At 71.9% G+C, this 21,344-nt stretch carries 22 protein-coding genes, 1 tRNA gene and 1 pseudogene; 7 read left to right on the top strand and 17 right to left on the bottom strand.

The window, feature by feature from the left end:
* Positions 1-79 precede the first annotated feature (79 nt).
* The gene (locus OG519_RS11270) at positions 80-2,419 is read left to right on the top strand and encodes a transglycosylase domain-containing protein (protein WP_405582037.1); all 2,340 of its coding nucleotides are present in this window, start codon (positions 80-82) and stop codon (positions 2,417-2,419) included.
* 131 nt (positions 2,420-2,550) lie between these two features.
* On the opposite strand, the gene OG519_RS11275 is transcribed toward OG519_RS11270, so the two are convergent.
* A complete protein-coding gene (locus OG519_RS11275) occupies positions 2,551-2,853 on the bottom strand; it encodes a GroES family chaperonin (protein ID WP_405592644.1) in 303 nt (100 codons plus the stop codon).
* A 49-nt stretch (positions 2,854-2,902) separates the two neighbouring features.
* Positions 2,903-3,229: a DUF3618 domain-containing protein gene (locus OG519_RS11280; protein ID WP_405582040.1), complete on the bottom strand. Its 327-nt coding sequence runs from the start codon at positions 3,227-3,229 to the stop codon at positions 2,903-2,905.
* A gap of 96 nt (positions 3,230-3,325) precedes the next feature.
* Between OG519_RS11280 and bcp the strand changes: the two genes are divergently transcribed.
* Together bcp and OG519_RS11290 are read left to right on the top strand one after the other, a co-directional pair.
* Complete coding sequence (gene bcp / locus OG519_RS11285) at positions 3,326-3,805, top strand: thioredoxin-dependent thiol peroxidase (RefSeq protein WP_405582043.1); 480 nt, start codon at positions 3,326-3,328, stop codon at positions 3,803-3,805.
* 66 nt (positions 3,806-3,871) lie between these two features.
* Positions 3,872-3,955, top strand: a tRNA-Leu gene (locus OG519_RS11290).
* A gap of 100 nt (positions 3,956-4,055) precedes the next feature.
* Here the strand turns inward: OG519_RS11290 and rdgB are convergent.
* The 10 genes and pseudogenes from rdgB to clpS form a co-directional block, all read right to left on the bottom strand.
* Positions 4,056-4,661 carry an RdgB/HAM1 family non-canonical purine NTP pyrophosphatase gene (gene rdgB / locus OG519_RS11295; RefSeq protein ID WP_405582046.1) on the bottom strand — a complete coding sequence of 202 codons (606 nt, stop codon included), beginning with the start codon at positions 4,659-4,661 and terminating at the stop codon, positions 4,056-4,058.
* 72 nt (positions 4,662-4,733) lie between these two features.
* A complete protein-coding gene (rph, locus tag OG519_RS11300) occupies positions 4,734-5,495 on the bottom strand; it encodes a ribonuclease PH (RefSeq protein WP_405582049.1) in 762 nt (253 codons plus the stop codon).
* A gap of 129 nt (positions 5,496-5,624) precedes the next feature.
* Positions 5,625-5,864 (bottom strand): annotated as a pseudogene (locus tag OG519_RS11305) (glucose PTS transporter subunit EIIB); the annotation flags it as partial.
* A 159-nt stretch (positions 5,865-6,023) separates the two neighbouring features.
* Entirely contained in the window at positions 6,024-6,776 is a 753-nt protein-coding gene (locus tag OG519_RS11310; RefSeq protein WP_405582052.1) for an MBL fold metallo-hydrolase, read from the bottom strand.
* Positions 6,777-7,036: 260 nt separating this feature from the next.
* Positions 7,037-7,987 carry a PLP-dependent cysteine synthase family protein gene (locus OG519_RS11315; protein WP_405582054.1) on the bottom strand — a complete coding sequence of 317 codons (951 nt, stop codon included), beginning with the start codon at positions 7,985-7,987 and terminating at the stop codon, positions 7,037-7,039.
* Complete coding sequence (locus OG519_RS11320; RefSeq protein ID WP_405582057.1) at positions 7,987-8,283, bottom strand: MoaD/ThiS family protein; 297 nt, start codon at positions 8,281-8,283, stop codon at positions 7,987-7,989. The genes OG519_RS11315 and OG519_RS11320 overlap by 1 nt, the downstream gene beginning before the upstream one ends.
* 221 nt (positions 8,284-8,504) lie before the next feature.
* Complete coding sequence (locus OG519_RS11325) at positions 8,505-8,915, bottom strand: Mov34/MPN/PAD-1 family protein (protein WP_405582060.1); 411 nt, start codon at positions 8,913-8,915, stop codon at positions 8,505-8,507.
* A gap of 27 nt (positions 8,916-8,942) precedes the next feature.
* On the bottom strand, positions 8,943-10,523 hold the full coding sequence (locus OG519_RS11330; RefSeq protein WP_405582061.1) for an amino acid permease: 1,581 nt from the start codon (positions 10,521-10,523) through the stop codon (positions 8,943-8,945).
* Positions 10,524-10,605: 82 nt separating this feature from the next.
* The gene (locus OG519_RS11335; protein ID WP_405582064.1) at positions 10,606-11,175 is read right to left on the bottom strand and encodes a DUF2017 domain-containing protein; all 570 of its coding nucleotides are present in this window, start codon (positions 11,173-11,175) and stop codon (positions 10,606-10,608) included.
* On the bottom strand, positions 11,175-11,486 hold the full coding sequence (gene clpS, locus OG519_RS11340) for an ATP-dependent Clp protease adapter ClpS (RefSeq protein WP_405582067.1): 312 nt from the start codon (positions 11,484-11,486) through the stop codon (positions 11,175-11,177). The genes OG519_RS11335 and clpS overlap by 1 nt, the downstream gene beginning before the upstream one ends.
* Positions 11,487-11,635: 149 nt before the next feature.
* Between clpS and OG519_RS11345 the strand changes: the two genes are divergently transcribed.
* Entirely contained in the window at positions 11,636-12,964 is a 1,329-nt protein-coding gene (locus tag OG519_RS11345; RefSeq protein ID WP_405582070.1) for a nicotinate phosphoribosyltransferase, read from the top strand.
* Positions 12,965-13,210: 246 nt separating this feature from the next.
* Positions 13,211-13,801: an isochorismatase family protein gene (locus OG519_RS11350; RefSeq protein WP_405582073.1), complete on the top strand. Its 591-nt coding sequence runs from the start codon at positions 13,211-13,213 to the stop codon at positions 13,799-13,801.
* A gap of 18 nt (positions 13,802-13,819) precedes the next feature.
* Here OG519_RS11350 and OG519_RS11355 read toward each other — a convergent pair whose 3' ends face one another.
* Both OG519_RS11355 and OG519_RS11360 read right to left on the bottom strand, forming a co-directional pair.
* Entirely contained in the window at positions 13,820-14,140 is a 321-nt protein-coding gene (locus OG519_RS11355) for a hypothetical protein (RefSeq protein ID WP_405582076.1), read from the bottom strand.
* An 89-nt stretch (positions 14,141-14,229) separates the two neighbouring features.
* Entirely contained in the window at positions 14,230-16,635 is a 2,406-nt protein-coding gene (locus OG519_RS11360) for an immune inhibitor A domain-containing protein (RefSeq protein WP_405582079.1), read from the bottom strand.
* A 453-nt stretch (positions 16,636-17,088) separates the two neighbouring features.
* On the opposite strand from OG519_RS11360, the gene OG519_RS11365 reads away from it, so the two are divergent.
* Positions 17,089-17,412 carry a hypothetical protein gene (locus OG519_RS11365; protein ID WP_405582082.1) on the top strand — a complete coding sequence of 108 codons (324 nt, stop codon included), beginning with the start codon at positions 17,089-17,091 and terminating at the stop codon, positions 17,410-17,412.
* 45 nt (positions 17,413-17,457) lie between these two features.
* Here OG519_RS11365 and OG519_RS11370 read toward each other — a convergent pair whose 3' ends face one another.
* The 3 genes from OG519_RS11370 to OG519_RS11380 form a co-directional block, all read right to left on the bottom strand.
* Positions 17,458-17,925 (bottom strand): RDD family protein, encoded by a 468-nt coding sequence (locus OG519_RS11370; protein WP_405582085.1) that lies wholly within the window; start codon positions 17,923-17,925, stop codon positions 17,458-17,460.
* Positions 17,926-17,968: 43 nt separating this feature from the next.
* Complete coding sequence (locus OG519_RS11375; RefSeq protein WP_405582088.1) at positions 17,969-18,991, bottom strand: RDD family protein; 1,023 nt, start codon at positions 18,989-18,991, stop codon at positions 17,969-17,971.
* 335 nt (positions 18,992-19,326) lie between these two features.
* Positions 19,327-20,544 (bottom strand): RDD family protein, encoded by a 1,218-nt coding sequence (locus OG519_RS11380; RefSeq protein WP_405582091.1) that lies wholly within the window; start codon positions 20,542-20,544, stop codon positions 19,327-19,329.
* A 245-nt stretch (positions 20,545-20,789) separates the two neighbouring features.
* Here OG519_RS11380 and OG519_RS11385 point away from each other — a divergent pair, with 245 nt between their 5' ends.
* A complete protein-coding gene (locus OG519_RS11385; RefSeq protein ID WP_405582094.1) occupies positions 20,790-21,272 on the top strand; it encodes an SsgA family sporulation/cell division regulator in 483 nt (160 codons plus the stop codon).
* Positions 21,273-21,344 lie beyond the last annotated feature (72 nt).

The following is a 21,344-nucleotide window of genomic DNA, read 5'->3' on the forward strand; positions in this document are numbered from 1 at the left end:
ACGGCGGCGTACGTAACGATTGGTCCACCATGTTCCGCCGCAGACCAACCACGGCGGCGGCGGAGGAGTCCCTGTAGTCATGAGCGATGTACCGAGGACGCGTGCCGGGCAGGACTGGGGCACGCTCGCGGCGCCGGTGAGCGGCGCGGGCCGCCCCCGGCGGAACGTCCTGCGCCGGGTCCTGCCCTCCTGGAAGACCGTCACCACCCTGGCGGTGACCACGGGGGCGCTGCTGGTCGGCGCGTTCTTCATCGGTTACGCGCTGGTGTCGATCCCCGACCCGAACGCGGCGGCGATCGCCCAGAACAACGTCTACCTCTACGCCGACGGTCACACCGAGCTGTCCAGGGACGGCGCCGTCAACCGGCAGAACGTGCCGCTCAGCGAGGTCGCCAAGACCGCCCAGTACGCCGTGCTGTCGGCCGAGGACCGCAACTTCTACCACGAGTCGGCGGTCAGCCCGAAGTCCATGGTCAGGGCGGCCTGGAACACCGCGACCGGCAAGGGCAGGCAGTCCGGCTCGACCATCACCCAGCAGTACGTGAAGAACTACTACCTCAACCAGAACCAGACCGCGTCCCGGAAGGTCAAGGAGTTCTTCATCGCGATCAAGCTCGATCGCAACGAGTCCAAGAGCCAGATCCTCGAGGGCTACCTCAACACCAGCTACTACGGCCGCAACGCCTACGGCATCCAGGCGGCGGCCCAGGCGTACTTCGGGAAGGACGCCGCCGATCTCAGCACCGCCCAGGGCGCCTATCTGGCCACGCTGCTCAACGCGCCGAGCGAGTACGACCTCGCCGCCCACCCGGAGAACGCGCCGGCCGCCAAGGCCCGCTGGAACTACGTGCTGAACGGCATGGTCAAGGAGGGCTGGCTCACCCAGGCCACCCGGAACTCCACCGCCTTCCCGGTGATCGGCAAGCCCAAGCCGATCGCGAGCAAGGCGGGCCAGCGCGGCTACATCATCGAGGCCGTCAACCACTACCTCACCGACAACCACATCGTCGACAGCGACGAGCTGGCCGCCGGCGGCTACCGGATCGTCACCACGATCCAGCAGCCGAAGGAGGACGCCTTCGTCCGGTCCGCGCGGGAGAACGTCTACGACAAGCGCGGCTCCGCCAAGGCCGACCAGTACGTGCGGGCCGGCGGTGTCTCCATCGACCCGGCCACCGGTGATGTCGTCGCCCTCTACGGCGGTGTCGACTACACCAAGCAGTACGTCAGCAGCGCCACCAACTCCACCTACCAGCCCGGCTCCACCTTCAAGCCGGTGGTCCTCGCCGCGGCGCTCCAGCACGGATCGACCACGCAGGACGGCGAGCCGATCACCTCGGACACCGTCTACGACGGCACCAACCGGCGGCCCGTGCGGGGCCCCGACGGGCCGGTCGGCTACAAGCCGGAGAACGAGGACGGCGCCTCCTACGGCGACATCTCCGTCACCCGCGCCATGGACAAGTCGGTCAACGCGGTCTACGCCCAGATGGCCCAGGACGTGGGCACGTCCAAGGTCATAGACACCGCGCACGCCCTGGGCCTGCCCGACTCGGTGGACGTGCCGAAGACCCCGGCGATGGCGCTCGGCGCCTTCGGGGCCAGCCCGCTGGACATGGCGCAGGTCTACGCGACGCTGGCCAACCACGGCCAGGAGATCCCGTACTCCCTGGTCGTCAAGGTGACCAAGGACGGCGACAGCGTGGGGCTGCCGGACCGCCGGCCGGTCCAGGCGGTGTCCCGGGCCACCGCCGACACCACCACCTCGGTGCTGGAGAGCGTGGTGAACAGCCCCGGCGCGACCGCGGTGGCCGCGCAGAACTCCGGCTGGCCGTCGGCCGCCAAGACCGGCACGGCGGAGAACGACAAGGCGGCCTGGTTCGCCGGCTACACGCCGAAGCTCGCCACGGTGGTGGCGGTGCTCGGCATGGACCCGAAGACGGGCGCCCAGGAGCCGCTGACCGGCGCGCTGGGCGCGGGACGGATGAACGGCGGCGGGCCGCCCGGCAATGTCTGGGCCCAGTACACCGCGGACGCGCTGCACGGGGTCGAGCAGACCGACTTCGACCTCCAGGGGAACGACACGGCGCCGGTGGACGACCCGAGCACGGAGCCGCCGGACACCCCGAGCACCGAGCCGCCCACCACCACCGAGCCGCCGCACACCAGCAGGCCGCCGGCCACCGGGACCACCGCGCCGCCGAGCGCCCCGCCGACCCACACCGGCGACCCGACCCCGACCGACACCGGTACGGCGACGGAGCCGACCCCGACCGACACCAAGACGCTGGACCCGATCGGCGGGGCCCTGGGCGGGTCGACCGGCGGTCCCGGCGACCCGGGTCCTGACCACGCGACGGGACCGGGAGGCACCGGTGGCGGCGGGGGTGGCGGCGGCGGAGGTGTGGGCGGCGGCTGAGCGGCCTCGGAGAGGCGGGGCTCGGAGCCCCGCCGCCGGAGCGGACCGCCGGGTTCGGCCCCGCGGGGCATGGGTTTCCGGGTGCGCCGGCCGCGCCCGCCGGTGACGGTCAGCGGCGCGTCCGGCTCAGCTCACAGATAGAGCCCGGTGGAGTCGTCGGTGTCCTGGAGCCGCTCGGCGGCGACCGCGTGCAGATCGCGTTCCCGCATCAGCACGTACGGCACACCCCGGACCTCGACCTCGGCGCGGTCCTCCGGGTCGTACAGCACCCGGTCGCCGACCTCGACGCCCCGGACGTTCTGGCCGACCGCGACGACCTCCGCCCAGGCCAGCCTCTTGCCCACGGCGGCGGTCGCCGGGATCAGGATGCCGCCGCCGCTGCGGCGCTCGCCCTCGCCGCCCTCCTGCCGCACCAGAACCCGGTCGTGCAGCATACGGATGGGCAGCTTGTCGTGCTCACTCTGGGAACTCACGACAACGACGTTACCGGCGCCGCCGCCGCGCCGAGAGACCGGCCACCACACCGACGAGCAGCACCGCGGCCACGGCGGCCGGCACGATCCGCTCGGGGCGGGGAGCGCCCTCCTCGGTGACGAACTCCGACCTGGCCCGGGCCAGCGCGCGATTGACCGCGACATACGCCTGACCGACGGTACGGTCGACGGCGGAGACGGCCTTGGCCTTGGTGTCCCGCGCGATCGTCACGGGGTGGACCCGGACCGCGAGTTCATCGAGCGTCGCCGCGAGATCCTGCCGGCGGCGTGCGATCTCCGCCTCGATCTGAGCGGGCGTCCTGGCAACCTCCGACACGCGCAGCCTCCCTCACCGATTCGGTAGCGTTCGGACAGTGTGTCAGTACCGCGAGGCGCCCGCCTCGTCGGCACCCCGTCCGCAAGGAGCCATCCCATGTCCGAGCGCCTCGCCGCCGGTGACCCCGCCCCCGACTTCACCCTGCCCGACGCCGACGGCAAGCCGGTCTCGCTGGCGGACCACCGCGGCCGCAAGGTCATCGTCTACTTCTACCCGGCCGCGCTCACCAAGGGGTGCACCGCGCAGGCCTGCGACTTCACCGACAACCTCGATCTGCTGGCCGGCGCCGGGTACGACGTGATCGGCGTCTCACCGGACACGCCGGAGAAGCTCGCCCAGTTCCGCGAGAAGGAGTCGCTGAAGGTCACCCTGGCCGCCGACCCGGAGAAGTCGGCGATCAACGCCTATGGCGCGTACGGCGAGAAGACCAACTACGGCAAGACCGTGCTGGGCGTGATCCGCTCCACCTTCATCGTGGACGAGGAGGGCCGGATCGCCAACGCCTTCTACAACGTCAAGGCCACGGGACACGTCGCCAAGCTCATCCGCGACCTGGGCGTCGCCGCCGGGGAGTAGGCGTCCGCGCCCGGACGTAATGGCTGACCGCTCATCGCGGGGTCGCTAGGATTGGGGGAGTGCCACGCGGCCGTGTCGTAATTGGCAGCCGAGCTGGGTTTAGGTCCCAGTGGGGGAAACCCCGTGTGGGTTCGAGTCCCACCGGCCGCACGGGTGATGGGCCCGCCCTGATGTGATCGGGGCGGGCCTTCGGCATACGGGGGGCCGGTTCCGCGGCGGCGCCGCGACGGCGGTGGAGCGGCGGCCGCGGTCAGCCGAGCAGGGCGCGGACCTCGACGGCGAGCGCGCGGAACGCCTTGCCGCGGTGGCTGATCGCGTTCTTCTGCTCCGGGGTGAGCTCGGCGCAGGTCCTGGTGTCGCCGTCCGGCTGGAGGATCGGGTCGTAGCCGAAGCCGCCCGTGCCGGCGGGGGTGTGCCGGAGCGTCCCGGTCAGCCGGCCCTCCGCGACGCGGGTGGTGCCGTCCGGCAGCGCGAGCGCGGCGGCGCAGGCGAAGTGGGCGGCCCGGTGCGGGGTGTCGATGTCGCCGAGCTGGGCGAGGAGCAGCCCCAGATTGGCGGCGTCGTCGCCGTGCCGGCCGGCCCAGCGGGCGGAGAAGATGCCGGGGGCCCCGCCGAGCACGTCGACGCAGAGCCCCGAGTCGTCCGCGACGGCGGGCAGCCCGGTGGCCTCGGCCAGCGTCCGCGCCTTGAGCAGCGCGTTCTCCGCGAAGGTGACGCCGGTCTCCTTGACGTCGGGGATCTCGGGATACGCGTCGGCCCCCACCAGATCGATGTCGAGTCCGGTGGCGGCGAGGATCGCCCGGAGTTCGACGACCTTGTGGGCGTTGCGGGTGGCGAGTACGAGGCGGCGGGTCATGGCTGGATTATCCCCGCCGGGCCGCCCCGGGCAGGCCGCGGGTCCGGCGGGGGCGAACCCGTCAGCGGGCGTTCAGCGGTTGAGGTGCTTGATGACGGAGAGATCCTTCAGCTCCTGGAGCGCGGCCAGTTGCGCCGCCGCGAGCTCCGTACAGCCGCCGACCGCCAGATCGAGCAGCGAGTCGAGTTCGGCCCGGTCGAAGGGGATGCCCTCGGCGGTGCCCTGCACCTCGACGAAGCGGCCGTCGCCGGTGCAGACGACGTTCATGTCGGTCTCGGCCTTCACGTCTTCCTCGTAGGCGAGGTCGAGCAGCGGCACGCCGTCCACGATGCCGACGCTGACGGCGGCGACACTGCCGGTGATCGGCTGGGCCTTGGCCTTGAAGAAGTGGTTGGCCTGCATGTACGTCACGGCGTCGACCAGGGCGACATACGCGCCGGTGATCGCGGCGGTCCGGGTGCCGCCGTCGGCCTGGAGGACGTCGCAGTCGAGCACCACGGTGTTCTCGCCGAGCGCCTTGTAGTCGATGACGGCCCGCAGCGAGCGGCCGATCAGCCGGGAGATCTCGTGGGTGCGGCCGCCGATCTTGCCGCGTACCGACTCGCGGTCGTTGCGGTCGTTGGTGGCGCGGGGCAGCATCGCGTACTCGGCGGTGACCCATCCCTCGCCGCTGCCCTTGCGCCAGCGCGGCACCCCCTGCGTGGCGCTGGCGGTGCACAGCACCCGGGTGTCCCCGAAGGACACCAGGACCGAGCCCTCGGCGTGCTTGCTCCAGCCCCGCTCGATGGTGACGGGTCGTAGCTGGTCGGGCCTGCGGCCGTCGATTCGTGACATACCCCGAGCCTATCCGGGCGCCCCCACCGCCCTTTCCCCGGGCGAGCACGCCTCGGGGCGCCGGCCCCGACCACCGCACCCCCGAGAATCAGCACATCAGCAACATCAGCGCATCAAAACATCGGCACATCAAAACATCGCCTCGATGTCCGCGGCGATCGGATCCGCGTCCGTGCCGATGACCACCTGGATCGCATTGCCCATCTTGACCACGCCGTGCGCCCCCGCGGCCTTCAGCGCCGCCTCGTCGACCAGGCCGGGGTCCCTGACCTCGGTGCGGAGCCGGGTGACGCACCCCTCGACGTCGTCGATGTTGTCGAGTCCGCCGAGCCCGGCGACGATCTTCTCAGCCTTGCTGGCCATCCGAGTCTCCTGAGTCGCTGACCCGCCGACGGGTCCGTCATAGCGGCTGTGGCAGCCACGGCGGCTGTGCCGGCTACCCGCTTATGACCGTTATGACACAGTAACGCACGGTTGGCGCGACGTCATGAGCGCTCGACCGCCTGCCCGGCGTGCCCGCCCCCGGCCTCAGATCTCGTAGACCGCGCCCGCCTTCGCCAGCTCGACCGCTCCCCCGAACGTGGACTGCGCATCCCGGAGGTTGACGGCCGGATTGGTCCACGGCGGGATATGGGTGAGCACCAGCCGCTCGACCCCGGCCACGGTCGCGGACTCCCCCGCCTCCCGCCCGTTCAGGTGCAGCCCGGGGATGTCCTCCTTGCCGTGGGTGAAGGACGCCTCGCAGAGGAAGAGGTCGGCCCCGGCGGCAAGGCCCTGGAGCGCGTCACAGGGACCGGTGTCCCCCGAGTACGCCAGCGTGCTGCCCTCGTGCTCGACCCGGAAGCCGTACGCCTCCACCGGGTGCCTGACCAGGTCGGTGGTGATGGTGAAGGGCCCCAGCGGGAAGGAGCCCGGTTCCAGGGTGCGGAAGTCGAAGACCTCGCTCATGCACTTCTCGTCCGGCACGTCCCCGTACGCGATGCTCAGCCGCCGCTCGGTGCCGGCCGGACCGTAGACGGGGATGGCCGAGGCCGGTCCGCCGTCGTGCCGGTAGTAGCGGGCGACGAAATACCCGCACATGTCGATGCAGTGGTCGGCGTGCAGATGGCTGAGAAGCACCGCGTCCAGGTCGTAGAGCCCGACGTGGCGCTGGAGTTCGCCCAGGGCGCCGTTGCCCATGTCGATCAGCAGCCGGAAGCCGTCGGCCTCGACGAGATAGCTCGAGCAGGCCGATTCCGCGGATGGGAACGAGCCCGAGCAGCCGACGACGGTGAGCAACATGTCGGGAAACACCTCCGTGGGCACGCCGCAACGCCCCAGACCGGCCCGGGTGGGGGGTGGCGGGACGGCCCGCCCTTCTTCGAAGGGTAAGCGGACGCAACGGCCGCCGCTCCTCCACGGCGCTCCGTTGTGGGCGGAATCACCAGGACGGGCGGCGGCGGGAACACATCACCGGCGCGCCGGTGACGGAGCGTCGGGAGGTGCCGGGCGGGGCGGGGGCCGCATCGGGGGCACGCCCGATCAGGCCCCGAATCGCCCGGTCACGCCCAGAGTTGCCCGTGCAGCAGCGCCACCGCGGCCTCGGTGGACTCCGCGGTGTAGATGCCGGTGGAGAGGTACTTCCAGCCGCCGTCGGCGACCACGAACACCACGTCGGCACGCTCGCCGGCGGCCACCGCCTTGTTCGCCACGCCGATCGCCGCGTGCAGCACCGCGCCGGTGGACACACCGGCGAAGATGCCCTCCCGGGCCAGCAGTTCGCGGGTGCGGCGGACCGCGTCGGCGGATCCCACCGAGAAGCGGGTGGTGAGCACGGACGCGTCGTACAGCTCGGGCACGAACCCCTCGTCGAGGTTGCGCAGCCCGTAGACCAGATCGTCGTAGCGCGGTTCCGCGGCGACGATCGCCACGCCGGGGGCCTTCTCCCGCAGATAGCGGCCGACACCCATCAGGGTGCCGGTGGTGCCGAGGCCGGCCACGAAGTGCGTGATGGTGGGCAGGTCGGCCAGGATCTCCGGGCCGGTGCCCGCGTAGTGCGCGCCGGGGTTCGCGGCGTTGCCGTACTGGTAGAGCATCACCCAGTCGGGGTGCTGCCCGGCCAGCTCCTTGGCGACGCGGACCGCCGTGTTGGAGCCGCCGGCGGCCGGCGACGGGATGATCTCGGCGCCCCACATCGCCAGCAGCTGGCGCCGCTCCTGCGAGGTGTTCTCCGGCATCACGCAGACCATCCGGTAGCCCTTGAGCCGCGCGGCCATCGCCAGCGAGATCCCGGTGTTGCCCGAGGTGGGCTCCAGGATGGTGCAGCCGGGGGTGAGCACGCCGTCCGCCTCGGCCCGCTCGATCATGTGCAGGGCCGGCCGGTCCTTGATGGAGCCGGTCGGGTTGCGGTCCTCCAGCTTCGCCCAGAGGCTCACCTCGTCCGAGGGCGAGAGGGAGGGCAATCGCACCAGCGGGGTGTTGCCGACGGCGGCCAGCGGGCTCTCGTAGCGCATCAGCGCGTTCCGGTCCGGTGCCCGGACCCGCCGGCCACCGCGGGCAGGATCGTGACGCTGTCGCCGTCGTTGACCTTGGTGGCGATGCCGTCCAGGAAGCGGACGTCCTCGTCGTTGAGGTACACGTTCACGAAGCGGCGCAGCTCGCCCTTGTCCACCACACGGTCGCGCAGCCCGGTGTGCCGGGTGTCCAGGTCGGCAAGCAGCTCGTCGAGCGTGCCGCCGGCGCCCGCCACGGCCTTCTCGCCGTCGGTGTAGGTGCGGAGGATGGTCGGGATACGGACCTCGATGGCCATGGCTGCGCTCCTGTTGAGTGCGTACGAAAGCGGTGCGGGTGCTGCTGCGGGGCTGAGCGGGGACGGTCAGACGCGCGTACTCGCCGCCGCGGTGCGGCGGCACAGGTCGACGTGCAGCCGCGCCACGAGCAGCATGCCCGGCGCTTTCTCGCTCACGTCGAAAAGAACCATGCGGTCATCGTATCGATTCCCCCCGACCGCCCGAGCCGGCCGCTCCATGATCAGGAGGAAGCAGCCACGACGGTCACGGGTTCCTCGGTCACCGCGCCGTCCAGGATGCGGAACGAGCGGAACTGGAACTCCTCGGCGGTCGACACCAGCACGTAGTGCGCGCCCGGCTCATTGGCGTACGAGATGTCGGTCCTGGAGGGGTACGCCTCGGTCGCGGTGTGCGAGTGGTAGATGACCACCGGTTCCTCGTCCCGGTCGTCGAGGTCCCGGTAGAGCTTGAGCAGATCGGTGGAGTCGAACTCGTAGAAGGTCGGCGAGCGGGCCGCGTTCTGCATCGGGATGAACCGCTCGGGACGGCCGCTGCCGGCCGGTCCCGCCACGATGCCGCACGCCTCGTCGGGGTGGTCGGCGCGGGCATGGGCGACGATCGCGTCGTACAGATCCTGGGCGATGGTGAGCATGCGGGCAACGTAACAGGGACCCGTACCTCACCGGGAGGCGGCGTCGGAGGCGGGATCGGGACCGGCTTCGGACCCGGCGCCGAGAGCGGGCTCGGGAGCCGTCGCGGACGCGGCCCCGGCGCCCGGCGCGAGGTGCGGGCGCCGGGCGAAGGCGGCCGGATCGCGGCGCTTCAGCACGGCGTACCCGATCGCGAGCGCCGCGAACCAGATCGGCGCCCCGTAGAGCGAGACCCGGGCGTCGGTGTCGATGCCGATCAGCACCACGACCAGGCCGAGGAAGCCCAGCGCGCACCAGCTCGCGATCGATCCGCCCGGCGCGGTGTACCAGGCGGGCGCGGCCCGGCCGGCGCGTACGGCGGCCCGGTAGCGGATGTGCGCGGCCAGGATGACACCCCAGGTCCAGATCCCGGCCACGGTGGCGAAGGCGGTGATGTAGGTGAACGCCCCGGCCGGATCCACGTAGTTGAGCCACACCCCGACGCTCATCACGCATACCGACACCATGGTGCCGAGCGCCGGGGTGCGTCGTGAGGTGAGCCTGCGGAACACCCGCGGGCCCTGCCCGTTGACGGCCAGGTCGCGCAGCATCCGACCGGTGGAGTACATCCCGGAGTTGCAGGAGGACAGGGCGGCCGAGAGCACCACGAAGTTGACGATGCCGGCGCCGAAAGGGATGCCGATCCGGGCGAAGGCGGCCACGAACGGGCTGACGCCTGGCCGGAACTCGCCCCACGAGACGACGCAGAGGATGACGGTGAGCGCGCCCACGTAGAAGAGCACGATCCGCCAGGGCAGCGTGTTGATGGCCTTCGGCAGGCTCTGCCGCGGGTTCTCCGCCTCGCCGGCCGTGACGCCGACCAACTCCACCGCCAGGTAGGCGAACATCACGATCTGCAAAGTCAGCAGCGACTTACCGACGCCGTTCGGGAACACCCCGCCGTCACGCCACAGATGGGTCACCGAGGCGGTGTCGCCGGCCGCCGACACCCCGAGGGTGAGCACGCCGATGCCGATCAGGATCATGCCCAGGATCGCGGTCACCTTGATCATCGACAGCCAGAACTCGACCTCGCCGAAGAGCCGCACCGAGATCAGGTTGGCGACGAGCAGCCCGACCAGGAAGCAGAGCGCGGCCAGCCACTGCGGGACCGAGGGCCACCAGTAGGCGATGTACGTGGCCGCCGCCGTCACCTCGGCCATCCCGGTGACCACCCACATCAGCCAGTACGTCCAGCCGGTCGCGTAACCGGCGAACGGGCCGAGGAACTCCCGGGCGTAGTCGGCGAAGGAGCCGGAGACCGGACGGTAGGTGAGGAGTTCGCCGAGCGCCCGCATGATGCAGAAGATCACCGCGCCGGCGATGGCGTACATCAGGATCAGGCTGGGTCCCGCCTGGTGGATGGCGCGGCCGGCGCCGAGGAAGAGACCGGTGCCGATGGCGCCGCCGATGGCGATCATCTGGATCTGCCGGCTGCCGAGCCCCCGGGCGTACCCCTCGTCCGAGCCGCGGCCCGGGCCGCCTTCCGAGCCGTCCTCCGGGCCGCCGGCCGGACCTCCGCGGTCGCCGTCGAGCGCGCGGGGGTCGGACTCTCCCGTTACATCCGTCATATCCGGATTCGTACCACGGGGGCGGTGGTGCGGCCCGCCGGGCGAGGCCGGGCGGCGGACACCCCGGCCGGCCGCGCCCCGGCTACTTCATCAGCGTCTCGACCAGCGATTCCTGGAGGCCGCCGAGCCACAGGTAGGCCAGCACCAGCGGCTTGCGCTCGTCGTCGTCCGGCAGCGAGAACAGCCCGCTTTCGCCGTCCTCGGCCTCCTGGGTGACCTCGAGCCGCGCGCCCAGCGTCAGCCGCAGGTCGTTGAGGGCGCCGAGCCACTGCCTGGCCTGGTCGGGGGTGAGCTGGACGAGCGGGCCGCCGAGGTCGAGGGCGCGGATCGCCGCGAGGGCGTCGTCCCGCTTGCGCGAGCGCAGGTCGTTCTCGGTGAAGCGGCGGAACTCGGCGGAGTTCTCGGTCTCCTCATAGGCGTTGGGGAAGAGCCGGGCCAGCGCGGGGTCCTCGGGCGGTTTGCTGGGGCCTTCGGCGAAGAGCGAGGCGAGCGGGTCGGCGTCCTCGTCCTCGGCGGGTCCCGGGCCGATGAGTTCCACCAGTTGGACCAGCAGGCTGCGCAGGATGGAGATCTCCACCTCGTCGAGTGAGATCGTCGCACCCCCGCCGCGGACCGGCTGGAAGAGGCCGATGCGGGCCCGGCGGCGCGCCATCACCGGTCCTGCGAGAGGGTCGCCCACAGGCCGTAGCCGTGCATGGCCTGGACGTCCCGTTCCATTTCCTCGCGGCTGCCGCTGGAGACCACGGCCCGTCCCTTGTGGTGGACGTCCTTCATCAGTTTGGTGGCCTTGCCCTTGGAGTAGCCGAAATACGTCTGGAAGACGTACGTCACGTAGCTCATCAGATTGACGGGGTCGTTGTGCACGAGGGTCACCCACGGAACGTCCGGTTCGGGAACCTGGAACGGCGCTTCGCGCGACTCGGGGCGTTCGATCTCGACAGGTGCGACACTCACAGGTCCCATGCTGCCGCGCTTCGGGGGCGTCGCACAAATGGGCGTGCGAGGAGCACGCGGTCGCGGGCGGGATGCCGGCAGGGATGTGACGGCGGCCACAGCCGCTGAATCTCGTCATCCTGACGAAAACGAGGGGGATTTGGCGTAGCATCCTCGCCATGAGCACAGCAGACCTGGGACTGCCGGTGGACGTGCCGTCCACCGCACTGTTCACCGACCGGTACGAACTGACGATGCTGCAGGCGGCCCTGCGCAGCGGCGCCGCGCACCGCAGGTCGGTCTTCGAGACGTTCACCCGGCGGCTGCCCGAGGGGCGCCGCTACGGCGTGGTGGCGGGCACCGGACGGGTGCTCGACGCCGTCGAGAACTTCCGCTTCGACGGAGCGGTGCTGGACTTCCTGGCCCGGGAGTCGGTGGTGGACGACCCCACTCTCGAATGGCTGGCCGGCTACCGCTTCACCGGCGACATCTGGGGCTACCCGGAAGGCGAGGTGTACTTCCCCGGCTCGCCCGTGCTGCGGGTGGAGGGCAGCTTCGCCGAGGCGGTGGTGCTGGAGACGGTGATCCTCTCCATCCTCAACCACGACTCGGCGATCGCCGCCGCGGCCTCCCGGATGGCGGTCGCCGCGGGCGACCGGCCGCTGATGGACATGGGCGCCCGCCGGACCCACGAACTGGCCGCGGTGGCCGCCTCCCGGGCCGCCTACATCGGCGGCTTCCGCTCCTCCTCCAACCTGGCGGCCGGCTTCCGCTACGGGCTGCCGACCATCGGCACCAGCGCGCACGCCTTCACCCTGGTGCACGACACCGAGCGGGACGCCTTCACCGCCCAGGTGGAGTCGCTGGGCCGCGGCACCACGCTGCTGGTGGACACCTACGACGTGGCGACCGCGGTGCGCACCGCGGTGGAGGTGGCGGGGCCCGAGCTTGGCTCGGTCCGGATCGACTCCGGTGATCTGCTGCTGCTCGCCCACCGGGTCCGCCAGCAGCTCGACGACCTCGGCGCCCGGCAGACCAAGATCGTGGTCACCTCCGACCTCGACGAGTACGCCATCGCGTCGCTCGCCTCGGCGCCGGTGGACGCGTACGGGGTCGGTACGGCGCTGGTCACCGGCAGCGGCAACCCGACGTGCTCGATGGTCTACAAACTGGTGGCCCGGGCCGCCTCCGACGCGCCGGACGCGCCCCTGGTGCCGGTGGCGAAGAAGGCGGTGGGCGGCAAGACCAGCGTCGGCGGCCGCAAGTGGGCGGCGCGGCGGCTGGACGAGGAGGGGGTGGCCGAGGCGGAGGTGATCGGCACCGGTGAGATCCCGCCCGAGCTGCGGGACCGGCTGCTCCAGGTACCGCTGGTCCACAAGGGCGAGATCACCGGACGCGAGCCCTTGGCCGCCGCCCGCGACCGTCACGTCCAATCCCGCGCCCTCCTCCCCCTCTCCGCCACCCAGCTCTCCCAGGGCGACCCGGTCCTCCCGGTAGAAACACGCTGACCCCTCCCCCGAACCCGCCGCCCGGACCCCGGTCTCACCCGATCCTCCGCCGGCCGTCGCTCTCGCGAGGACCCCGCAGCCCGTCGCCGACCCGGCGAGCGGGACTGGGCGGGCGGCCCGGGCGGCCGGGCGTGGCCGGGCGCGGGCGGCGGTGAAAGCACTTCCCGGGGCGTGGGAGACTCCCTACGCTCGGTACCCCAGCACACCCCCCAGCACCCGACCCATCTCATCCGCCGGAAGGGCACTATGCACCGCGCACTGATCGTCGTCGACGTGCAGAACGACTTCTGCGAGGGCGGCAGCCTCGCGGTCACGGGCGGGTCCGACGTGGCCGCGTCGATCACCGACCTGATCGGCGCCTCGGCGGGCTCGTACCGCCATGTGGTGGCCACCCGCGATCTCCACATCGACCCGGGCGCCCACTTCTCGGCCCACCCCGACTTCCGGACGTCGTGGCCGGCGCACTGCGTCGCGGGCACCGAGGGCGTCGGGTTCCACCCGAACTTCGCCCCCGCCGTCGCCTCGGGCGCCGTCGACGCGGTCTTCGACAAGGGCGCGCACGCGGCGGCGTACAGCGGCTTCGAGGGGTTCGACGAGAACGGCCTGAAGCTGGCCGACTGGCTGCGCGACCGGCAGGTCACCGAGGTGGACGTGGTGGGCATCGCCACCGACCACTGCGTGCGCGCCACCGCCCTCGACGCCGCCCGCGAGGGCTTCACCACCCGGGTGCTGCTCGATCTGACGGCCGCGGTGGCCGCCGACTCCACCGAGCAGGCCGTGGCCGAGCTGCGGACGGCGGGTGTGGAGCTGACCGGCACACCCGCGGTGCCCCGCTGAGCTCTCCCGCCGCCGGCCTCAGCCGTACGGCAGCGCGCGGACCCGGTTCAGCGCCGAGATCGGATGCCAGGGCTCGCCCGCGGGCGCGTGGTAGTCGCGCCAGATCAGCCCGTCCGGGTGATGCAGCACCGCGGTGGCCTCGTCGGTGGTGGGCGGCTCGGCGTTGCCGCTGAGCCGGGCGCCGCGAAAGCCGAGGTTGCTGAGGCGGGTGAGGGCCCGCTGCCGGTTCAGGGTGTGCACCACCACCCGTACGGTGCGGTCGGCGGCGCCCGGATGCGGCAGGGCCAGCGCCACGACGACCGTGCCGCTCGGGAGCCTGATGAAACCGCCGACAGCCATGCTCACATCATCAGTGGTTCGGCCGCCGCCCACCAGAGGGCGACGGCCGAACTCAGCATCTGCGCAGGTCAGACCCTATGTGTGGATAATCACCGATGGGCCGGCGAGACCAGGAGCGTCAGCGTGCTGCCGTCGAGCGGCTCGCTCACGATGCTGATCCTGGTGTTGGTGTCCGGCACCTTCACGCCGCCGGTCGGGTTGGCGCTGCTCCAGTAGGACCCGTAGTGGTCGTCGAAGACCGGCGTGCCCAGCTTCGCGCCGACCTTCGCCGCGACCCCGTTCTTGTGGACGGTGAAGCCCTGGGTCGGATACCAGCTGAAGGTGGAGTCGTAGGACTGGATGCGGTTGCGGATGACCGCGCCGTCCGCCCACTTCGCCGGGGTGCTGTGCGCGTCGACCGGCAGGATCTCACCGGACCCGGGGTGGACGCCCACGTTGTTGTCGGCCTGCGAGGTGTCCCACAGCCAGACCAGCAGACCGTTCTGGTACGAGTAGTGCTCGACCTGCTTGGGCTTGGTGGAGACCCAGCCGAAGTTGTACGGGCCGGTCTTCAGCGCGGTGTCGTAGGAGACGTACTGCCGGTTCTCCGCGATGTAGTACTCAGGGTAGTCCTTGGTGAAGGACGCGCCGATCCGGGAGAAGCCGTCGGCGGTCCAGCCGTTGTCGTCGGTCTCGGCGCCGTCGCTGAGCACCGGCTGCCCGTCGGCGGTGATGGTGATCGCGTCGGCCGCGAAGCCCTTCTGGGCCACCCCGCCGTCGGTCAGGTAGCGGAAGCGGAGCTGGATCTTCTGTCCCGCGTAAGCGTCCAGCGGGTAGACCAGGTTCTCGTAGGCGCCCGAGGTGCCGGTCAGTGCCGGGTTGTCGCCGCCGTCGCGCGGGATGGCCGCGCCGTTCGCGGTGCCGTCGAGGTCGGTCCAGTTGGCGCCGCCGTCGGTGGAGACCTCGGCGTAGAGGTAGTCGTAGTTCTCCTCGATGTCCCACCAGCCCTTCAGGCTGAGGGACGCGCCGGCGGCACCGGTGAGGTCGACCGGGCGGGTCAGCGTGTTCGACAGGTTGTCGCCCATGCCGCTCCACCACTGCTTGGCGCCCTCGGCGGGCGCGACCACGCTGGTGGTGAGTTCCTTGTCCGGGAGCTGGACGATCAGCGCCTGCTTGTCCCTGGTGTTGTACTCGGCGACGCCCAGCTTGGCGGTGGCGAGCTTGCCCGCCTTGGCGGTGCCGTAGTTCAGCCAGCCGAGCTGGAGCTTGTCCCAGGCGCTCAGGTCGTCCGGCAGGTCACCGATCTCGTTCTTGCCGGTGCCGAGCCAGGAGCCGTCGGACATCAGGGACCAGTAGGAGACGCTGGACTCGCCGGCCCCGGTGGTGTCGTACTCGTCGGGCAGCCCCAGGTCGTGGCCGTACTCGTGGGCGAAGACACCGAGGCCGCCGTTCTCCGGCTGGAGGGTGTAGTCGCCGATCCAGATGCCGGTGTCACCGATCTCGGTGCCGCCCGCCTTGTCGCCCGCCGGGCCGGTCTTGCCCGCGTCGGTGCCGAAGGCGTACCAGCGGTGCGCCCACAGCGCGTCCTCGCCCTGGACGCCGCCGCCGGCCGACTCGTCCTCACCGGCGTGCACGATCTGGAAGTGGTCGATGTAACCGTCGGGCTCGTTGAAGTTGCCGTCGCCGTCGTAGTCGTAGCGGTCCCACTGGTCGTACGCCGACAGGTCGGACTTGATCTGCGCGTCGGTACGGCCCTGCGCCTTCTGGTCGGCGACATAGGCGGTGGTGGCGTCGCGGATCAGGTCCCAGGCGCTGGCGCAGGTGCTGGCGCCGCAGTAGTTGGAGCCGTAACGGGCTTCGTTCCAGGGCACCTTGACCCAGGCGGAGACCTCGCCGTCGACCGAGTAGCGGCCCGAGGACTGCGTCTCGTAGTACTTCGCCAGCGACTCCTTGCCGGCCGCGTGCGAGAAGTACAGGTCCTGGTAGTGCGCCTGGTTGTAATCGGCCTGCCAGGCGGTGCTGTTGTCGGTCTTCGGGTCCGGCTTGGCGATGGTGTTGTGCGCCGGGCCGGGCGTGCCGCCGTACTTGGGCGCGGGGGCCTCCGGGCCGCTCGGGCCGTCCGGGTCGTAAAGGGTGGTGTTGTCCACCTGGTCACCGAACTCGGCGAGGATGGTGAAGATCTTGTCGGTCTTCTCCCGCTCCAGCTCGACGTACTTGCTCTTCTTGCCCTTGCCGGCGCCGAGTTGGACGACCTTGGAGGCGCCGCGCTGCTGGACGGTGGCGTCTCCGGAGACGACCTGCTGCAGCGCGGCCTTGTGCTCGGCCGCCTGCTGCTTGCTGAACGGGCCCGGCAGATCGTGCGCGTGGCTGTCGGCCGGGTCGTGGGCCGCGGCCGGTGCGGGCTGCGCCGACGGCGTCGCCGCGTGGGCCCCAGCGGCGGTGGCCGCGGGTATGCCGAGCACGGCTATCGCCAGTGCCAGGGCGGCGGGTTGGATGATCCTCCGCTGAGTTCTCAAGATCCTTGACCTCCCCTTGGGAAAGGCCATTGCATCGGAGTGACCGGAGAAAAACCAGATCTTGACTTGGGCATGGCACGCCAGTACGTTTGCCGGTTTCCGCTGCCCCGCTGAGCGGACACTCCGTCAGGCCTCGTCGGCCCGGCCAACTCCGCGCGGGCGCACGCCTTTCGGGCGGTCACGCGTGCGACCCTCCGTGCGCCCCGCGTGCACCGCACTGGGGGTGAGGTGGTGCTTACCCAGGGTCGGGGACGGGCATGCCGCTTCGTAGAGTCATTCCGTAAGCCGGCGAGACACCTGTCGGCCGAGGACGGCCCAGCCCTCCGTGATGCCGGTGACCCCCGGTGCGGACCGGCCGCCGTCGGCCGGTCCGCACCGGGGGTCACGTCGGCACCCGCGCCGCCCGCGCCCACCCTGTGTCCCCGCTCGACGTACCGAGGACGGATTCCCCCGATGCCACGTCCGACGAACGCCCAAGTCGCCTACGGTTCGCTGACCGTGGTGCTCTTCACCTTCGCGGTGCTGCTGCTGACCCACGCGCGGTCGAGCGCCGCGGTGCTCGGCGTCGCGGTGGGCGGGCTGGCGCTCGGCCTGCTCGTCGCGACGGCCGTGGCGGCCCGCGACCGCAGGACCGAGGCCGCGCGGACCGCGGCCGGCGCGGCCGCCCTGTCCGGCGCCCTCGCCTCACCCCTCCCGGGGGCGCCGTCCCCGGCGCAGGCGCCGAAGCCGGGGACCCGGCCCCGGGTGGGCTCGGCATCCCAGCGGCGGATCGGCTAGAGCGCACCGGCCGCCGGTGCGGGTGACGGCGGGGGGCGCCCGGGGTCAGACGGCGGACACGACCACGGTCTTGGCCGCCTTGTCGTGCAGGCACTGCCGGAAGGGCCGGTCCCAGGTGCACCACACACAGTTCAGCAGCCAGAAGATCGGGCCGATCACGATGGAGAGCAGCACCCCGGGCAGCGCGTAGACGGCGGCCCGGGTCCAGCCGGCCCGGCCGGGCACCGCGCCGTCCTCGATCAGGGCCACCCGTATCCTGAGCGCCATCTTGCCCAGGGTCTGGCCGCGGCCGGCCGTCATGGCGCCCTCGTAGGCGAAGTAGAGGATGAACACCAGCGCGCTCATCAGCACCTTGCCGGCGTGGGAGAAGTCACCGGGCGAGGTCGGGCCGGCGACGAGGGCGGCCAGCAGCCACTCGATCGCGATCAGGATCACCGTGTCGATCAGCCGGGCCAGAAAACGGCTGCTGAGCCGGGCCGGCGCGGGCATACCAGAAGATGGATCAGCAGTCATGGCTGTTGAGTAAATCAGCCATTCGGATGATCGTACAGAGGGGTCAGATGCCCCGGTCCGAGACTTCGACCACCACGGTCCTGGCGATCCGGTCGTGAATGCCCTGTTTGTACGGCCGGTCGAAGGCCACGGTGATACCGATGGCCAGGAACCAGATGATGTAGCAGCAGAAGACCGGCAGCCAGAGGACGGCCGCCCGCAGGGCGGACGCCGTCGAGGTGGGTACGGAGCCGTCGGCCAGCATCGCGGTCCTGATCCGCATCGCCCGCTTGCCGACGGTCTGGCCCCGCGACCTGGTCGTCAGCCATTCGTAGAGGAAGCCGAACCCGGCCGCGAACACCCCGCCGACCGCGGAACGGCCCGCGGTCGCGTTGTGGATCTGCATACCTTCCGCCGCCCACTCCAGCAGATACGCCGGGATCAGCACGATGATCACATCGATGATCCGGGCGAGGACACGCTTGCCCGCGGCGGCCAGCGGCGGCATGCCCGCCAGCGGGTCGGGGCCGACGCCTCGGGGATCGCGGGCGAAGGGGTTGCGGCCGTAGCGGCTCCGGCGGTAGGGGTCCTGCCCGGCGGGGTCGCCGCCCTTGCCATAGGGGTCGCCGGCGGGCCCGTACGGGTCGCCGCCCTGGCCGCCCGGTCCGTACGGGCTGCCGCCGCGAGGGCCCCAGCGGCTGGTGCCGGCCTGGTCCTTGTCCCCCTCATCGTCCCCGCCGCCGGGCTCGACACCGCCGCCCCGGTCGCCAGGCCCGCCGGGCCCGCCCCGGTCGCCCAGGTCGTCCTCGCCGAAGGGGCCGCCGGAGCCCGGGGGCGGCGGGCCGCCGGGGCTGTCCTGGCCGTAGGGCCCGCCCTGGCCGGGCGGCGGGGACGGGGGCTCCTTCGGCCGCTCCTGGCGGGGCGGCAGCGGGCCGTACGGATTGTTGGGCGGCGGCTGCGGGTCGGGCGGCCGGTCCTCGGGCTCCCCGCCGGACGCACCGGACGCACCGGACGCCTCATCACCGTCATGGGGCCGCTTGCCGAAGGGGTCGTCCTCGGATCCGGGGCCCGGCTGATCGGTGCTCATGGACCGAGTCAACCCCGGAGGTCCCCCGGGCGCCCGCCACCAGACCCGTTCGGGCTAGGCCGTGTCTGACAAATAGCGTCGTCCGCCCGCAGGGCGGGGCCCGCGGCGTCTGGTGCTCCCCCAGACTTCGTCCGGGGGTACCCCCAGATCGCAAGGGCGGTGGGGGCACCCCCAGGCGGTAGCTGGGGGAGGTCGTCCTCGTAGTGGGCCTACTCGGACGACCCCGACAACGCAGCTGGGGGAGTGCGTGCCAGACGCCGCGGGGCTGGGGGCACCTCCCAGCGGTAGCTGGGGGAGGGATTTGTCAGACACGGCCTAGGGCCTGGCCGGGCCGCTCAGTCGGCGGCCACGAAGGTGCGGGCCGCCTTGTCGTGCCAGCACTGCTTCCACGGCCGGTCGAAGAGGCACCACGTCAGGCTGACGACACCGATGACCAGCAGGTCCAGCACCGCGTGCGTCAGCCAGCGGCGCAGGCTGGCCCCGAAGCCGGGCGGCTGCTGCGCCTCGATGTCCAGCACCCGCAGTCCGACCAGCTTCTTGCCCAGGGTCCGACCCCACTTGGCGGTGGGCAGCACCTCCAGGAGCAGGCCGACCGCGATCGCCACCACCAGCACGGCGCCGAGCTGCACCCCGGTGGTGCCGTCGATCAGCCACACCCTGACCGTCTCGCCGGTCAGCTTCGCCGCGTCCACCTTGTCCTTGGCGTGGTGATACGCCGCCGTCCCCAGCGGCACCGCGGCCAGCCCCACCAGCGCGCCGCCGAGGACCGTGTCGATCACCCGCGCGGCGAACCGCCGCACCAGACCGCCGGGCCGCCCCTGGCTGAGCGCGCCGGCGAACGGGTCGGCGGCGACGGGACGCCAGGGTACGACGGGCTCGCCGGGGGATGCCGGGCGGCCGGGAACCGGCGCCCCGCCCTGCCGGGCCAGATCGTGCACCTGCGCGGCCCATGGCGGGGCCTGCTGGGGCTGGGGCTCCGGGGCGAGCGGCCGCGGCGCGACGGGTACGGCGGATACGACGGGCGCCGCGGGTGCGGCTGGCGGCGGCGGTACGGGCTGGGACCGGGCCGGTGCGGGCGGCGCTTCGTGGCCCGGCTCCCGGCGCGGCTCCCGGACGGCCGGGGTGGCGGGCGCGCCCCAGGAGATGGGCGGCAGGCCCTGGCCCCGCGGGGCCGGTACCGGCCAGGCGGGGCCCGGCGTCTCGGACTGGGGCGCGAGCGGGTCCTCGTCGAGGAACATCGGGCCCGACTCGTCGATGGCCGGGCCCGCGTGCCGCGCGGGCACGGCGGGCGGGCCGGACGGGGTGCGCACGGCGGGAAGAGCGGGCGCGGGATCCTGCGCCGGGCCGGCGCCACTGGGCGGCGCCGGCCGGCTCGTCCCCGGCACCCAGGAGGACCCGTTCCAGTAGCGGATGTAGTCGGGGACCGACGGATCGGGGTAGTAGCCCGGCACCGGCGAGGCGGCCGCGCCGGCGGGCTCGGCAGAGCCCGAAGAACCGGCCGCGCCCGAGGAGTTGGCGGAAGAACCGGAGGAGCCAGAAGTGGGTGCGCTCATGGTTCACGGGTTCCGTATCTGCTCGGCCGGGGGGACGTGGGTCCACATCTACCAGACGGGCGGACGCGGCGGGCCCACTCCTTCGCGTCCTTACCCTTACGCGCTGCGGGCCGCCACTCGTTGAGGATATTTGAACCAAATATCGAGAAGCCGCGTAATGGTGGGGGAGGCACGCGCTCTCTCCAGGTGCAGGCCCCGAAGCACGACCCCGCGGGGCCACCGCGCCGAGGAAAGGACGTCGAACCATGCTGACCGTGGTGGAACGCGAACTCGAAATGCAGCTTGTGCTGTCGCCGGAGCGCAGCATCCCGGTACCGACCCGGCTGGCCTATCGCCCGGCCGACCCGTACGCCGTGCACATCACCTTCCATGTGGGCTCGGCCACCCCCGTGAACTGGACCTTCGCCCGCGAGCTGATCGTCGAGGGGGTCTTCCGGCCGACCGGCAGCGGCGATGTGCGGATCTGGCCGACGAAGACCGACGGCCGCAGCGTGATCTGCCTCGCGCTCAGCTCCCCGGACGGCGAGGCGCTGCTCGAAGTGCCCTCCTCACCGGTCTCCGCCTGGCTCGAACGCACCCTGCGCCTGGTCACCCCCGGCCATGAGCACGAGCAGCTCGACCTGGACGACGAGCTCGGCGCACTGCTGGCCCCGGCGCCCGGCGACGAGAAGACGCTGCAACGTGATCCCTGCGCGGGGAAGGACGACGGCCCGGACGCGGGTGCGTAGCGGCTGCCGCCGGTCCTGCCACCGGTCGAGTACGCCCCCGCCGGCCAACCCGGTCGGCCCGGTCGAACCGGT

Source organism: Streptomyces sp. NBC_01190 (genome assembly GCF_045039895.1).
In the GTDB taxonomy this organism is placed as follows: domain Bacteria; phylum Actinomycetota; class Actinomycetes; order Streptomycetales; family Streptomycetaceae; genus Actinacidiphila.

Coding starts and splice junctions, on each gene's coding strand:
- OG519_RS11385 (WP_405582094.1), top strand. CDS start 20,790: ATGCTGACCGTGGTGGAACGCGAACTCGAAATGCAGCTTGTGCTGTCG.
- rph (WP_405582049.1), bottom strand. CDS start 5,495: ATGTCACGAATCGACGGCCGCAGGCCCGACCAGCTACGACCCGTCACC.
- OG519_RS11310 (WP_405582052.1), bottom strand. CDS start 6,776: ATGTTGCTCACCGTCGTCGGCTGCTCGGGCTCGTTCCCATCCGCGGAA.
- OG519_RS11380 (WP_405582091.1), bottom strand. CDS start 20,544: ATGAGCGCACCCACTTCTGGCTCCTCCGGTTCTTCCGCCAACTCCTCG.
- OG519_RS11345 (WP_405582070.1), top strand. CDS start 11,636: ATGAGCACAGCAGACCTGGGACTGCCGGTGGACGTGCCGTCCACCGCA.
- rdgB (WP_405582046.1), bottom strand. CDS start 4,661: ATGACCCGCCGCCTCGTACTCGCCACCCGCAACGCCCACAAGGTCGTC.
- OG519_RS11335 (WP_405582064.1), bottom strand. CDS start 11,175: ATGGCGCGCCGCCGGGCCCGCATCGGCCTCTTCCAGCCGGTCCGCGGC.
- OG519_RS11370 (WP_405582085.1), bottom strand. CDS start 17,925: ATGACTGCTGATCCATCTTCTGGTATGCCCGCGCCGGCCCGGCTCAGC.
- clpS (WP_405582067.1), bottom strand. CDS start 11,486: ATGGGACCTGTGAGTGTCGCACCTGTCGAGATCGAACGCCCCGAGTCG.
- OG519_RS11365 (WP_405582082.1), top strand. CDS start 17,089: ATGCCACGTCCGACGAACGCCCAAGTCGCCTACGGTTCGCTGACCGTG.
- OG519_RS11375 (WP_405582088.1), bottom strand. CDS start 18,991: ATGAGCACCGATCAGCCGGGCCCCGGATCCGAGGACGACCCCTTCGGC.
- bcp (WP_405582043.1), top strand. CDS start 3,326: ATGTCCGAGCGCCTCGCCGCCGGTGACCCCGCCCCCGACTTCACCCTG.
- OG519_RS11320 (WP_405582057.1), bottom strand. CDS start 8,283: ATGGCCATCGAGGTCCGTATCCCGACCATCCTCCGCACCTACACCGAC.
- OG519_RS11275 (WP_405592644.1), bottom strand. CDS start 2,853: ATGCTGCACGACCGGGTTCTGGTGCGGCAGGAGGGCGGCGAGGGCGAG.
- OG519_RS11350 (WP_405582073.1), top strand. CDS start 13,211: ATGCACCGCGCACTGATCGTCGTCGACGTGCAGAACGACTTCTGCGAG.
- OG519_RS11315 (WP_405582054.1), bottom strand. CDS start 7,987: ATGCGCTACGAGAGCCCGCTGGCCGCCGTCGGCAACACCCCGCTGGTG.
- OG519_RS11325 (WP_405582060.1), bottom strand. CDS start 8,915: ATGCTCACCATCGCCCAGGATCTGTACGACGCGATCGTCGCCCATGCC.
- OG519_RS11270 (WP_405582037.1), top strand. CDS start 80: ATGAGCGATGTACCGAGGACGCGTGCCGGGCAGGACTGGGGCACGCTC.
- OG519_RS11355 (WP_405582076.1), bottom strand. CDS start 14,140: ATGGCTGTCGGCGGTTTCATCAGGCTCCCGAGCGGCACGGTCGTCGTG.
- OG519_RS11330 (WP_405582061.1), bottom strand. CDS start 10,523: ATGACGGATGTAACGGGAGAGTCCGACCCCCGCGCGCTCGACGGCGAC.